The 13395-nt window shown below is 53.7% G+C and carries 12 protein-coding genes; 4 read left to right on the top strand and 8 right to left on the bottom strand.

Annotated elements, in window-relative coordinates; all coding sequences use genetic code 11:
- Nucleotides 1–13: 13 nt before the first annotated feature.
- Nucleotides 14–2857, top strand: a complete 2844-nt coding sequence (locus H7F31_RS30875) for a glycoside hydrolase family 2 TIM barrel-domain containing protein (RefSeq protein WP_187101952.1) — start codon at nucleotides 14–16, stop codon at nucleotides 2855–2857.
- A 383-nt stretch (nucleotides 2858–3240) separates the two neighbouring features.
- Here H7F31_RS30875 and H7F31_RS30870 read toward each other — a convergent pair whose 3' ends face one another.
- The 5 genes from H7F31_RS30870 to H7F31_RS30850 form a co-directional block, all read right to left on the bottom strand.
- A complete protein-coding gene (locus tag H7F31_RS30870; protein ID WP_187101951.1) occupies nucleotides 3241–3519 on the bottom strand; it encodes a hypothetical protein in 279 nt (92 codons plus the stop codon).
- A complete protein-coding gene (locus H7F31_RS30865; protein WP_187101950.1) occupies nucleotides 3500–4942 on the bottom strand; it encodes a radical SAM protein in 1443 nt (480 codons plus the stop codon). Before H7F31_RS30865 ends, H7F31_RS30870 begins: the two co-directional genes overlap by 20 nt.
- Nucleotides 4943–5704 carry a prolipoprotein diacylglyceryl transferase gene (locus tag H7F31_RS30860; protein WP_187101949.1) on the bottom strand — a complete coding sequence of 254 codons (762 nt, stop codon included), beginning with the start codon at nucleotides 5702–5704 and terminating at the stop codon, nucleotides 4943–4945. It abuts the gene before it with no gap.
- A gap of 365 nt (nucleotides 5705–6069) precedes the next feature.
- Complete coding sequence (locus H7F31_RS30855; protein WP_261800195.1) at nucleotides 6070–6501, bottom strand: DUF4395 domain-containing protein; 432 nt, start codon at nucleotides 6499–6501, stop codon at nucleotides 6070–6072.
- 209 nt (nucleotides 6502–6710) lie between these two features.
- Nucleotides 6711–7211 (bottom strand): cysteine hydrolase family protein, encoded by a 501-nt coding sequence (locus H7F31_RS30850; RefSeq protein WP_187105627.1) that lies wholly within the window; start codon nucleotides 7209–7211, stop codon nucleotides 6711–6713.
- A 182-nt stretch (nucleotides 7212–7393) separates the two neighbouring features.
- Here H7F31_RS30850 and H7F31_RS30845 point away from each other — a divergent pair, with 182 nt between their 5' ends.
- A complete protein-coding gene (locus tag H7F31_RS30845; RefSeq protein WP_187101948.1) occupies nucleotides 7394–7750 on the top strand; it encodes a nucleotide excision repair endonuclease in 357 nt (118 codons plus the stop codon).
- Nucleotides 7751–8222: 472 nt separating this feature from the next.
- Here the strand turns inward: H7F31_RS30845 and H7F31_RS30840 are convergent, their stop codons facing one another.
- Nucleotides 8223–9641, bottom strand: coding sequence for a MocR-like pyridoxine biosynthesis transcription factor PdxR (locus H7F31_RS30840; protein ID WP_187101947.1), 1419 nt, complete (start codon nucleotides 9639–9641; stop codon nucleotides 8223–8225).
- Nucleotides 9642–9776: 135 nt separating this feature from the next.
- Here H7F31_RS30840 and H7F31_RS30835 point away from each other — a divergent pair, with 135 nt between their 5' ends.
- Nucleotides 9777–10487 (top strand): aspartate/glutamate racemase family protein, encoded by a 711-nt coding sequence (locus H7F31_RS30835; protein ID WP_187105626.1) that lies wholly within the window; start codon nucleotides 9777–9779, stop codon nucleotides 10485–10487.
- A gap of 218 nt (nucleotides 10488–10705) precedes the next feature.
- Complete coding sequence (locus tag H7F31_RS30830; RefSeq protein ID WP_187101946.1) at nucleotides 10706–12412, top strand: hypothetical protein; 1707 nt, start codon at nucleotides 10706–10708, stop codon at nucleotides 12410–12412.
- Nucleotides 12413–12466: 54 nt separating this feature from the next.
- Here the strand turns inward: H7F31_RS30830 and H7F31_RS30825 are convergent, their stop codons facing one another.
- Together H7F31_RS30825 and H7F31_RS30820 are read right to left on the bottom strand one after the other, a co-directional pair.
- Nucleotides 12467–12976 carry an SRPBCC family protein gene (locus tag H7F31_RS30825; RefSeq protein WP_261800194.1) on the bottom strand — a complete coding sequence of 170 codons (510 nt, stop codon included), beginning with the start codon at nucleotides 12974–12976 and terminating at the stop codon, nucleotides 12467–12469.
- 50 nt (nucleotides 12977–13026) lie between these two features.
- Nucleotides 13027–13347 carry an ArsR/SmtB family transcription factor gene (locus H7F31_RS30820; protein WP_187105625.1) on the bottom strand — a complete coding sequence of 107 codons (321 nt, stop codon included), beginning with the start codon at nucleotides 13345–13347 and terminating at the stop codon, nucleotides 13027–13029.
- Nucleotides 13348–13395 lie beyond the last annotated feature (48 nt).

Raw genomic sequence — 13395 nt, 5'->3', positions numbered from 1 at the left:
GCTGGGGAACGAGATGATTACGAAGATTGGTCTGGAAGGACAATGGCGGCTGCGGCTGGATTCGGAGAAAACAGGAAACGAGGCAGAGCCGTTCGATGATGTCATGACGTTGCCGGGAACGACGTCCCATGCCGGCAAAGGCCCGGCGAACGAGGAGGCGCTGGCGGGTTCGTTGACGGACGCTTTCAAGTTCGAGGGCTATGCCTGGTTCTCGCGCGAGGTTGATATTACTGCGGAGCAAGCGAGATGGAACGCCATGCTTTATCTGGAGCGTACGCGGGTCACGACCGTCTGGATCGACGGCGAGGAGATCGGCACGCGGAACAGCCTGTGCACGCCGCATGTCTACGAGCTCGGCAAGTTGCTGACGGAAGGGAAGCACCGCATCACGATCCGGGTCGACAACACTTCTTATCCGACCAAAGGCGGACATATGACGTCGGCGGACACGCAGACGAATTGGAACGGCATTACAGGACGGCTGGAGCTGCAGTTTGCAGGCGACTCCTATCTGGACGACGTACAAGTATACCCGGATGCTGCAAATCGTACTTTTACGGTTCGGGCGAAGGTGGCGGGCGTGCCGCAAGGGACTTTGACGATTGAAGTAACGGAGAGTGGAGTCCATGTGGCCGAGTCGCAGTCGAATGAAGGAACGGAGAGCGGAATCCATCGAGCTGCGCCTCTTATGGTGGCTGTATCGGGCGGCGAGCTTGAAGTTGTCTACGCCCTTGGCGATGATGCGCTGCTCTGGAGCGACGCTTCCCCGAATCTCTACGAGCTGAAGCTGCGTCTTGTCAGTGATGCAGGTGCTTTGCTAGACGAGCGGAATATCATGGCGGGCTTGCGGGACTTTAAGGCGGACGGCGATAAATTCACGATCAACGGCGCGAAGACGTTTCTGCGGGGCAAGCATGACGGGCTGATTTTCCCGCTAACGGGTTATGCTCCGACGACGCTGGAAGAGTGGCTTCGCATTTTGGGCATATCGAAATCATATGGCATTAACCATTATCGCTTTCATACCTGCTGCCCTCCAGAGGCAGCGTTCGAAGCCGCCGATATGCTCGGGATCTACATGGAGCCGGAGCTGCCGTTCTGGGGCACTGTAACGGAGGAAGGCGACGAGAAGCATAACGAAGCGGAGCAGCAATATTTGATCCGGGAGGGCTTCGAAATTCTACGCTCCTTCGGCAATCATCCGTCGTTCGTCATGATGTCGCTTGGCAACGAGCTGTGGGGCAGCAAAAGCCGGATCGCGGAAATAATGCGCGGATATAAGGCTTACGACAGCCGCCCGCTCTACACGCAAGGCTCTAACAACTTCCAGTTCGTGCCGGTTATTTTAGAGGAAGACGACTTCTACTGCGGCGTTCGTTTCTCCAGAGATCGTCTGTTCCGGGGGTCCTATGCGATGTGCGATGCGCCGTTAGGGCATATTCAGACGGATAAGCCGAGCACGATGAAGGATTACGACGAGCAGATCGTTCCGAGCGGCCTCGGCGGGGACGGCGGCACGGATGGAGGCGGCGAGCTCCAAATTCAGTACGGAACCGAGGCAATCACGGTAAAGGCGGAAGCGGCATCCGAGCTTATCCCGTCCATTCCCGTCGTGTCCCATGAGATCGGGCAATTTGGCATGTATCCCAATTATGCCGAGATCGAGAAGTACGATGGACCGCTTAAGGCGCGAAACTTCGAGCTGTTCCGCGAGCGGCTGGAGATCAAGGGGATGGGGCATCTCGCGGAAAAGTTCTTTCAGAGCTCCGGCAAGCTCGCCGTGGAGTGTTACAAAGAGGAACTGGAGGCGGCCTTCCGTACGCGGCAGCTTGCAGGTTTCCAGCTTCTTGACCTGCAGGACTTCAGTGGTCAAGGCACGGCGCTCGTGGGCGTCCTGGATGCCTTCATGGATTCCAAGGGATTGGTGGAGCCGGAGGAATGGCGTACTTATTGCTCCGACGCTGTGCTGCTGGCGCGGTTCGAATCCTACGTCTGGGTATCCGGCGATACGTTCCGAGCCAGCGCGGAGCTAGTGTGGTTCAGACCGGAGGCGCTTGGCGCAGCAGAGGCGCAGTGGGAGCTTTGTCTTGGCGGTGAGGTACTTGCAGGAGGAAAGCTGAGCACTGCAGTTGACGAGGGGAGTCCGTACATCGATCTAGGAGCGTTCGAAGCTGTGTTGCCTTCGCTGGATGCTGCCAGTCAGCTCGAGCTCCGTCTCTGGATCGAGGGAACCGACGTGCGCAAGTCTTACGCGCTGTGGGTGTTCCCATCTGCAGAAGGCGGTCCGGAGCTGGATGGCCTGCATGTGTTCGACGAACTGACGGACGAAGCTGCGTCGTTGCTGGAGAAGGGCGAGAATGTCGTGCTGTTCGCGAAGCCGGATGCGCTGGCGGCCAGCATCGAAGGCACGTATTGCACCGACTTCTGGAACTATCCGATGTTCCGCTCCATCTCGGAGAGCATGAACAAACCAGTGCCCGTCGGCACGATGGGACTCCTGATCGACAACGAGCATCCTGCGCTGCAGGGCTTCCCGAGCGATACGTACTCCACGTATCCGTGGTGGAGCATCGTTTCCCGTTCGCGCTCGCTCGTCCTCGACGAATTGCCGCGCGAGCTTAGCCCGATCGTGGCGACGATCGACAATGTCGAGCGCAACCATAAGCTCGGCCTGCTGTTCGAATGCCGCGCGCTGAACGGCAAGCTGCTCATCTGCGGCGCCGAAGCCTGGGGGCTGGCAGAGACGCCGGAAGGCAGGCAGCTGCTTCGCAGCATCGCGGGCTATGCCAAGTCGGACGCCTTCCAGCCGGCGACGGAAGTTGAGTTGTCCGCGCTGCAAGGACTGTTCCGCGCATAGGGGAGTGGCAAGCCACCAAGGAGCGCTTCGGCGCTGCTTGGTGGCTATTTTGTTAGGTCGGTGAGACTGACAAATGGATCGTCAAAGCAGCCGAAATGCGCAACTGTTTCGGTCGACACCTGTCAGCGCCCCAATGTACTCGCTTTTTCATACACATTCGCTCGTGCCCGCCCCCCAGGGCCCCAATGTACTCGCTTTTTCATACACATTCGCTCGTCCCCGCCCTCCAAGGCCCCAATGTACTCGCTTTTTCATACACATTCGCTCGTCTCCGCCCTCCAGCGCCCCAATGTACTCGCTTTTTCATACACATTCGCTCGTCCTTGGAATGAAGCTGTCGTCCATTCTCTCGTGCAGCCAGCCAACTTGCGGGAAGCTCGATGCTACGAAAACGTCATGGTCATAACAATGCCGAAGCAGGCGGCATTGAGCAGAAAGGTGACGCCGGCTCCGATAAGCAGCCCTTGTACGATGCCTCCGCGCTTTCTGCATATGATGATCGCGGGCAACAAATACAAGATTTGGACAACGCCTATAAAGAAGAAGCTGACGGGAAATAGAAACAGCAGCAGATGAAGCACGGCCAGCAATCCGATGCCGAGCCATACGTCTTTTGTATGCCCAGGCGGCTTGTTGTTCCCGTCATTCGTTCCAGTCATCATAGACTTTCCCTCCCGGTCTCATATCAAATTCGGCTCTCAGCGCTTCCAGCTTTTTCTCTTGATCGCCGCGATAGAACATATTGTAGGTATCGAAAGGAATGATTCGCCCGTCGGGATGCACGATATGGACGCAAGACTTCTTGACGGATCGGACGTCGAAATTGTATGGGTCCAGAAATTGCATAATAATAACCCGGAACACGTTGTCGTAGCCGATATGCTCGGGCACGGATACCATCGGCAGGCAGCACAGCAAGTTCTTCAGCGACAGGGCCGACGAGTCAGGCGAATGGGCGGTCGAAAACAGCTCGAAAATTTTGGACTTCAGCGTCTGATCCTGCTCGAATACGATCGTGTTGCGTCCGCCCTCCAGCAGAATCTGAGGATCGATCAGGCCGGTAAGCGGCAGCGCTTCTTCGCCGAGCTTCAATGCGTAACCCATTGCCAAGCAGTCGGGATGACAGGGGACGGGGATGATGTCCTCTTCGCGGAAGATGCCGGATTGATCTATTATGTTCTGCCGAACCTCGCTGAGCGTCAGACGATCCTTCGCCGGATCGAACTCCTCCAGTCGTCCTGCTGCCTGGATCGGTTGGAACGTGACGCCGCGCACGGCGGGCTGCTTCAGTCCAAATTGGATGATGTCGCCGATCTCGTCGTCGTTAAGTCCCTTCTTGAGCGTAACGACGAGCGTGGTCGAGATGTTGAATTCGTTCAGATGGTCCAGCGCCCTCCTCCGGACGTCACGCAAGTCGACGCCGCGCAGCTCCCGCAGAGCTTCCTCCCGGAAGCTGTCGAATTGCAGGTAGATCTCGAATCCGGGCGTGTATTCGGCAAGTCTCTTCACAAACGCGCGATCCTGGGCGATGCGCAGACCGTTCGTATTAACCATGATATGTTTGATTGGCTTGCTTTTGGCGAGATCCAGTATTTCAAAAAACTGAGGGTGAATCGTCGGTTCGCCGCCGCTGATCTGCACGATGTCGGGTTCCGCTTCATTGCGGACGATGGCGTCCAGCATAAATTCGATCTGCTCGAGCGTGCGCCACGATTCCTTGTGCGGAGACGACTCCGCATAGCAGATCGGGCATTGCAGATTGCATCTCTCGGTCACCTCGAGCAAGGTCAGACAGCTGTGCTGCTCGTGGTCGGGGCATAATCCGCAATCGTACGGACAGCCGTAACGAATAGGGGTATTCCAGTGCATGGGCATCTCGGCAGGCTTCAGAAATTCACGGCATCGCTTATAATAAGCCGCATCGCTCGCGATCAGCACCTTCTCGCGTCCGTGATGCCCGCAATATTTCTGCAGGAAGACCTGGTCGTTTTCGATAATGACCTTGGCCTCCACCTTGCGCAGACATTTCGAGCAAATGCTGTTCGTCAGTTCGTAGAAGAGGTAAGGCCTGTTCTTCGTCGTCATCTACAATTCCTCCTTGTGCGAATGCTGCGGCCTTCTGAGCCTGCTGCTCATCAAATAGCCGTAATAAATCAGGCCGGCTATGCATGCCAATTGGACATTGTTTAGCCCGAGATATGGATGCGGGGTCGGCTTGATAAAATCGACTGTGAACCGGAATAGCAGATAACCCGTCATAAATAGCTGGAAAACCATGCCGTCCGGCATTGCGCCTTGACGTTTCTTGCGATACAGAACTACGCCTAGCACCAGAAGAAAGACGATCTCGTACAGCTGTGTCGGATGTCTCGAAATGCCATCGCCGAAATCGACGCCGATCGGCCAGGTCGTGGCTATGCCGTAAGTGTGATCGTCCAGACCGGTCATGAAGCAGCCGATGCGTCCGATCATCATGCCCAGGATGATGGGAAGGGCCATGTCATCGCCTGTGGAACGTGTGATGCCGACGCGTTTCTTCATCCACTCCACGCCAATCAGCCCGCCAAGCAGTCCCCCGACAATCGTTTTGCCTTCCATCATATAAACGTAGTCGTTCCAGTTCTCGATCGTCCTTACGGGATCTTCCAGCCAATACAGCAGCTTGGAGCCGATCGCGGCTCCGAGGATCGCTCCGACGATGACCCAGATGCCTTGCACAACGGGAAGCTTATCTTTGCTGCGGGTAAGCAGATACACGCGAAAGCCGACAAAGTAAGCCAATGCTTCGAATACCGTGTGCGGGTGCAATTTGATAAAATCAAGATCGATCCAGATGGGAAAAGTCATCGCATTCTCCTGCTACCTCAGTATTGGAATCGTTTTCTCTTACATTCGATGGAAGCATGGGGGATTCCTCCCCTTTTTAAATACATTCAAATGATCATAACAATCTCTAGGTCCTATTACGCACGCCTAGATCGCGAAAATCGTAGCGGCGTTTGTCAAATAACGAAAAAACCGGGAGCGGCGTATGCTCCCGGTTTTAATTTTTACCACAATAGAATTTATAAGTTTTCGAGCATTCGAAAACCGAAATTCTATTTGGCGATAAATCCTGCCTCAAAACGCGGCCGCTCATCCTCGAAAGGCCTCGACAGAGGATTTCTTATCATTTCGCCATAACGCTGGCTAGTTGCATATATCCACGAGGCCTATTGAGATCCATGCCGCAATCTCCTAGCGCGGAGCTGCTTGTATTGGAAGTAGATCGTGCAGCCGATGCAATAGCCGAGCAGGGCGGCGAGCGCCGCGGCGCCCATCATGGCGGCAAAGATATTGCCCACGGTGCCGAAGCCTAGCAGCAGACTAACAAGCGAAGCGGTCAAGAACAGAACTGCGAGCAAGTTGTTAAATCGCTGGAGCTCGACAGCCTCGGTGCCGGAACGTGATACGAGGCTGCCCAAGAACGGGCGAGCGATGCGGACGAATAGATTGGCCTTTGCGCCGAAGGCGAGGCCGATTGCTTGTATGAAGAACAAAACGGCGATAATCAAAACGGACTGTGTGATGAAGAAGGCAATTAGTGACAAAACGATTCCCGCCTGATTGCTCCTTACGTATGGAATAGGAATTTCCTTCACCATTAAACCAACTTTCTTGATTGGAATTAAAGTCATTAAGCTGAGTATAATCTGACGCGGAATTTTTGGCAATGGGAACGATAAGTTTTAGACTGCTCTCAGCAATTGAAACAGCGGCAGTCACGGACGAGAAAATAAAGTCCTAGACTGTCGCTGTATCATTGAAATAACGTTCTCCGTTAGCGTAATTTACGTTCATTTTAATTTTCAGCTTATATAAACTCCAGATATCTATGACTCCACATATTTTCATAGAAATTAATCGTCTCTTCTGCAGACATAAATGGGTTATTTAATGTGGAGGTTGCGTTTCTTACCATAAGGTTTTTGTAACCGAGTCCATGAGCGAATTTAATAGTAGCATCCATACAGTATTCAGTTTGGGCACCGCAAAATTCTATACTGTTTACATTTAATTGATCTAAATTTTCTTTTAAGCTCGTTTTGTAGAATGAATTTGCATGTATTTTATTTATTAAAAAGTCCTGTGCTTGAACATCAAGTTTTGCATGAATAGCCCAATGTTCCTCTCCAGGTACTAGTTCCTCATCGCAGTGTTGAACAAAAATAATTTGTTTATCCAGATTTCTGTAAAAGAGAATTCTTTCATTTACTTTAGCAAGCAATTTTTCCAATTCGAACAAATGCTCTTTGTTGTAACATACCCCATTTTGCAAATCGATGACTATTAAAACATCTGCACAATTCCCCAAAATTCCCACCTCATTATTTATCTTAAACTTATATTTTATTGTATCATTTTTTTGGACTAAACGGCCCGTTAGCATTGATGTGGCGGCAGTCTAATACTTGCCGCTCGAAGTTTCCTCTAAACATTCGGGCGGTATTGTGATAGTATGGTTCTGTCTAATGTGAGAAGAGGAAGTGACAGAACATGATCAATATTACGATCCCTGAGCCGGATGTTACGATACTCAAGCAGAAGGATCCGCAGCTCAGCCATATTTACGGCTTTACCGATTTCCACTTGATTACGCGGGAGAATGGCGGATTCTTTGCCTTCTATAACGACAAGGACGAGCTGCTGTTCGTCGGCAAAGCGAGGAAGCTCAGACAGCGAATCAAAAAACACTTCGAGGATACCGTATCCGTGATGAAGAACCATCAGGAAGAGGTAACGAAAATCGAAGTGTTCGTGAACGAAAGTCCGCTGGAGCGGGAGCTGTATGAGACGTACATCCTTAACACGCGGCAAGCGAAATATAACGTGGAAAAAGTGTTCTACAAGTAAGAGCCCCTTTTTTATGAGATCAAAAAAGCAGTTTGTACGCAGGCGAAGCCGGTGCAAATTGCTTTTTTGGCATTAAGCGTGCCGCGTATGGGAACTCGAGTAGACGTTACCCGGTTGCAGATAATCCATCCCTCTACACGAGTCCGCCCATCGGCATAACCTACCCATACTCCCATACTCCCGTCTCCAGCTAATCATATTTTACGTTTTGCCCACTCCAGTTGAGATTGTAACGGAAATGAGTGCCCTTATTTCGGGATTTTTTTTGTTTTTTTAATGCTAAGGGAACTGAGGACCGCTATTCGCCTGTTTGAGGGGCATTCCTGTCAATTCCAAAGCAATAAAGGCGCTCAGTTCCGCAAGTGCTCAAAAAGCAGCATTTTTCGACGAATAACGTCTCTCATTTCCGTAAGCTGCTATAACAGACCTTTGCGATGGCAAATCAATGGACTTCTCGGAGAAGGGCTTGCAGTCAGTCCGCCGCCTCTATCGCTCGGGCCAACCGTTCGACGCCGTCCGCAATGTCCTGGGGCGTTAAGCCGCCGTAGCCCATGACGATCCGGTTCTCGTGCCGACCGCGCACAAGCGCGTAATGCTCCACTGCGTAGACATGGACGCCCTCGAGGGCAATTCGCGCCATTCGTTCTTCGGTGAAGCGAATTCCCGGTACTTCCACGACGAGATGCATGCCCGCGGACTCACCCAGAATGCGGGCCTGCGGGAGATGCTTGCGGAGATTGCTCGCCAGCGTCTCGCGACGCTTGCGATAGATCTTCCGCATGCGGCGAATATGCCGGTCAAAGTAACCTTCCTCCATAAAGCGGGCGAGAATAAGCTGTTCCAGCATGGCGGTGTGGCGGTCGGCGAACCACTTTAGCCGGCGATATTCTTCGACGTACCGGATGGGCAGGACGGCGTAGCCGATGCGGAGCGACGGGGACAAGATTTTGCTGAAGGTGCCGACATAGATGACCCGTTCCGGGTCCAATCCCTGCATGGAGTGGACGGGCACGCCTTCGTACGTGAATTCGCTGTCGTAATCGTCCTCCACAATGAGGCAATCGCTCCGTATGGCGTATTCGATGAGCTGGATGCGACGCTGGATGGGGAGCGTGCCGCCGAGCGGAAACTGATGGGACGGAATAACGAAGACGAAGTCGGGAGCTTCGCCCGCCGGGAGCTCCTCGGGCAGGATGCCTGTATCGTCGACGGGGACGGGCAGCAACTCAGCCCCGGCATAGGCGAAAATCGTGCGCATTTCGTCGGTGACGGGATCCTCTACCGCAATGCGCGCCCGCTTGTCCCGCGAGAGCAGGCCTGTAACTAGCTGCAGCGCCTGCGTCGCGCCCGTCGTAATGACGATCTGCTCCGGGTGGCAGCGGACGCCTCGCGCCTGCAGCAAGTAGCGGGCGAGAACGCTGCGCAGCTCGGACGCTCCTTCCGGGCTGCCATAGCCGAAAGCGCGCTCCGGCGCATAAAGGCAAATTTCTTTCGCCAGCCTGCCCCATGCAGCGCGGGGGAAGTAGTCCGCGGCGGGATGCGCGGCCCGAAAGTCGATCATGCCCGGAGGAGGGGTTGGCCTTGCGATTGAGGCAGCGGACTGCCCCTCGACGTCGCTGGACATAGCCTGGGCGATGGTCGGGAAATGTGAGCCGGCCGCCACGTAGGTGCCGGACTGTGGACGTATTTCCAAGTAACCCTCGGCAAGCAATCGATCGTAGACTTCCAGCACGATATTGCGCGACACGCCGATAGAGGAGGCGAGCTCGCGGCTGGAGGGCAGACGCTCGCCTTCGACAAGCTCGCTTCGCAGGATGCGCTGCCGAAGTTGCTCGTATACTTGAACGGTCAGCGAAGACTCGGCGGAACGGTCAACGGGAAACCATAACATGTGCGGAACCTCTCCTTACATATGTCTTGGCATTAAAACTGGTACTATGAATATATGTCATTCCTGGTCCTTATGGAAACCAGTATACCATGTTATGCTGGAGTTATATAAGCGGGAAGGGACGTGCGGGGAATGATGAAGACGATTGGATTAATCGGCGGGCTGAGCTGGGAGTCGACGGCCGACTATTACAAATATATTAATCGAGGCATCAGCGAACGGGCAGGAGGTCTGAGTTCGGCCAAATGTTTGCTGTACTCCTGCAACTTCGAGGAGGTCGTGCAGCTGCAAAAGGCAGGAGAATGGAAGCGGGCCGCCGAGCTGCTCGCCGATGCCGCGAAAAAGCTGGAAGCCGGCGGCTGCGATACGATACTAATCTGCACGAATACGATGCATGTCGTCGCGGGCGAGGTGCAAAATGCGGTAAACGTGCCGCTGCTGCATATCGTGGAGACGACGGCGGCGCAGATCAAGAAGAGCGGACTTCGCCGCGTAGGTTTGCTCGGGACCCGTTACACGATGGAGCAAAGCTTCTACACGGATCGCCTGCGCGAGCATGGCATCGAAGCTATCGTGCCGGGCGAGGAAGATCGGATCCGAGTGCATGATGTTATTTTCGGCGAATTGTGCAAGGGAGAATTAAATGCGTCTTCCAAGGCGGAATATATCGCGATCATCGAACGTCTGCGGGCACGGGGAGCGGAAGGCATTATTCTCGGCTGTACGGAAATTCCGCTGCTCCTGAAACAAGGGGATATCGACATGCCGCTGTTTGATACGACGCGCATCCATGCGGAAGCAGCGGTGGAGTTCGCCCTTGCGTCTATGCCTTCCGTCACTGTATAGATGCTGCCCCATCAAATCGCAAGAGTTAAACGAGAGTCCTGTCCACCGCTGCAATAGCGGATCGGTCAAGGCTCTTTATGCTTCTAGGGGTTATTTATCTGCGCAGATAACAGGCCGTCATGAACAGATTCCCGGCAAGCATAGCAACTTTGAAGCCGGTTGGAGCGTCCAATAGATGGAAGATAGTGGCTGGTTGTATGCAGAAAGGGGCGGTTGTATTGAAATTGTTTAGTCGGAAGCGGATATTTTTCGTTCTGATCCTGTCCATGATTATCGTACAAGCTTGTAGCAAAAACGGGGAAATAGATAAAAACACGGCTAGCTTGAATTTTCCTTCGGAGATCCAAGTCGTTAAGGTCATTAACGAAGAGAGCGGCGTTGTGACGGAACATCGCGATCTTGGCGGGATCGAGGCCATCGTGGCAGGACTTGAAGCAGCGGAGCTCTCTTATATTGGCGATCCGGAGCAATCAGGCATTCTGTACAAACTCGAACTGGTCGGAAGCGATAAAAGTTTGATGCTCTCGCTGAACGACTTGCGCCAAACCAATGGTTCGGCTCCCAGCGGCAAGGTGTATGCGGAAGAGACCAACGAATCCGGCGCCCAGGCTTGGGCATTAACGTCGGAATTGGTTCAGTTGATACTCCAGGGAGATCGGGATGATAGCGAGCCCGAACTGACGGTCACCATCGATGAAGACAGCGATACGGTCCTTTTGATCGGCAACCGGGATATGGATCGGGAATCGGTGGAGCTTGCGATCCAATCGACGATATATGATGCCAGTAGTTCGGGAACGCTTGACTATCGTTATGCGGTGGAATGGACCGATAATCGACGCGCGGTCGTCCGGTTTACGGAGCTGCCCCCGGAGAGCGCTGTCGGATTTATGCTGGAAGGAACAATGACGTCGGAAGGCAAGCCGGTTAAGACTGTATTGCCTTACGAGGGAAGAGCGGTCATCGTGCATGCGGGCAAGGCATGGAGCGGGATTAGATGGACCAACATTCAAGGAAACCTCGTTAAGGAGCATGCCTTCGACTCGGCGGTGTATGTCGGTACGTCATGCTGCCCGGGGAAAGACGGAATTATTAACATGTACGATCGGGACGGCAAAGTGGATCGGCTGGATCCCGAAACGGGAGAGGTGTCTCGCCTAGACCTCGAGGAATGGCCGGAGTTGACGGCGAGCAGGTCGAGCGACAGCGGCGTTCGGGATTTGTATGCTTTTCCCGCGCAAGGGGAAACCTACTATATCGCTAAAGGGTTGGAATTTGTCTATCTGGTGGATCCGGCGGCCGATTTAAAGAAACGAATTTATCATTCGGAGGAAGCTTCGATTTATGGGATTGCGTCATCGCCGGATGGCGACAAGGTTGCCGTACTGACGGATTCGGAGGGCTTTTTGGGCTCGTATGCGGATTTGTGGATTTTTGATGCGACGGGAAAACGGTTGGCTCATCACGAGAAGGCGGCTTACATCGGACATAGCGACGGATGGCATTTCGTTTATCCGATGGTTTGGCAGGATTCGGATACCGTTGCCGTACCGCTTATTGGCCGTTCGGATTTGGTTATGGGACGCGGCAAGGCGATTTACGATGTTAAAAAAGGATTGCTCGCCGAAGAAGCAAGCGTAACGATGCCCGAAGGCGCGATAGAGATTTTAAAAGGAGCGATCCCGGGCTGGAGCGGCGAGCAGATGGAAGTAATACGCGTATTGCCAATGCCGCAGGCGGGGGGCGAAAGCGACCGATATTTCGCCTCGCACATCGCCGGGCAGGGCACCTTCCTGATCGACTTGCAAGAGAAACAAGCCTCCCGGGCAGGGGCGGGAGCGTTGTTAGGCTGGACATCGGATGGCAGCTTGCTGACCTGGTATTCCGCGGAAGGGAAGTATCCCGAGGTTTCGCTGCTGGATTGAACGTAAACAGGACCGTAAGCGTCGCGGATGCGAGGCATGCGGTCCTGTTGCCGTTTATTGAAGCTCCGCCAGGTAGCCTTCGAGCTCGTCGAAGGAGCCGTCGAAGCCTTGCCGCATAGACTCGAACATGCTCTGGTAGAAGGCTTGCTGCTTTGGCGTCGCGTTATGGGGACCGACGGTGATCGTAAGGGTTGTTCCTCCTTCTGCTTCTGCAAATAATATTTCATGGTTCACTTCCAGCGGGAAATCGACGAACTCGGGACCGAACGGAGCAGGTACCGTGTTGCCTTCTTCATCCGAGAAACAATTCAGGAAGACAAGCTTTTCAGGCGCATCAATCTCGCGATAAATGAACTTGGCCCACATCTGGTGGCCGTCCGGGCTTGTCAGGCGATAATGAAAGAGGCCTTGCGGTTTCAGCTCATGCTTCGCGACATGCAGCGTCGAGCCTTTTGGACCCCACCATTTGCGCAAATGTTCCGTCTCCGTCCATACTTTGAACAACAATTGGCGCGGAGCCTTAAATGTACGAATGATCCGCAATTGTCCTTCTGTGCTTGTCATGTTCATACCTCCATTTGTGTTTGATGATCGGCTACCGGCCCTAATACGCGTTATTCCTTCGAGCCTTCTTGTATTTCTTGCAAATAATCGCCCAACCGATCCAGTCGTTCGTCCCAGATTCGCCGGAATGTGCCGATCCATGCGTCCATCTGTTGCAGCGGTTCTGGACGAAGCTTGCAAATGCGGCGGTTTCCGTCTGGAATCATCGTGACGATGCCGACGTCCTGAAGCACGCGGAGATGCTTCGACACCTGCGGTTGATTCAGGCTTAATCGTTCCACTATATCGCCAACAGTGAGCTCTCCGTCCCGCAGCAGCTCGACGATTCGGAGGCGCGTGGGTTCAGCGATGGCTTGTAATATTTCGTTCATGTCCATAATATACGTCACGAGGAATATTCCTGTCAAGGCATGTATTGG

This window comes from Paenibacillus sp. PAMC21692 (genome assembly GCF_014303795.1).
Classification (GTDB): Bacteria; Bacillota; Bacilli; order Paenibacillales; family Paenibacillaceae; genus Pristimantibacillus; species Pristimantibacillus agaridevorans.
This window is presented reverse-complemented; position numbering and strand designations above follow the sequence as displayed.

Excerpts from the sequence above, each read along its gene's own strand:
- H7F31_RS30875 (WP_187101952.1), top strand. The coding sequence starts at position 14 with ATGATTACGAAGATTGGTCTGGAAGGACAATGGCGGCTGCGGCTGGAT.
- H7F31_RS30870 (WP_187101951.1), bottom strand. The coding sequence starts at position 3,519 with ATGATGACTGGAACGAATGACGGGAACAACAAGCCGCCTGGGCATACA.
- H7F31_RS30865 (WP_187101950.1), bottom strand. The coding sequence starts at position 4,942 with ATGACGACGAAGAACAGGCCTTACCTCTTCTACGAACTGACGAACAGC.
- H7F31_RS30860 (WP_187101949.1), bottom strand. The coding sequence starts at position 5,704 with ATGACTTTTCCCATCTGGATCGATCTTGATTTTATCAAATTGCACCCG.
- H7F31_RS30855 (WP_261800195.1), bottom strand. The coding sequence starts at position 6,501 with ATGGTGAAGGAAATTCCTATTCCATACGTAAGGAGCAATCAGGCGGGA.
- H7F31_RS30845 (WP_187101948.1), top strand. The coding sequence starts at position 7,394 with ATGATCAATATTACGATCCCTGAGCCGGATGTTACGATACTCAAGCAG.
- H7F31_RS30840 (WP_187101947.1), bottom strand. The coding sequence starts at position 9,641 with ATGTTATGGTTTCCCGTTGACCGTTCCGCCGAGTCTTCGCTGACCGTT.
- H7F31_RS30835 (WP_187105626.1), top strand. The coding sequence starts at position 9,777 with ATGAAGACGATTGGATTAATCGGCGGGCTGAGCTGGGAGTCGACGGCC.
- H7F31_RS30825 (WP_261800194.1), bottom strand. The coding sequence starts at position 12,976 with ATGACAAGCACAGAAGGACAATTGCGGATCATTCGTACATTTAAGGCT.
- H7F31_RS30820 (WP_187105625.1), bottom strand. The coding sequence starts at position 13,347 with ATGAACGAAATATTACAAGCCATCGCTGAACCCACGCGCCTCCGAATC.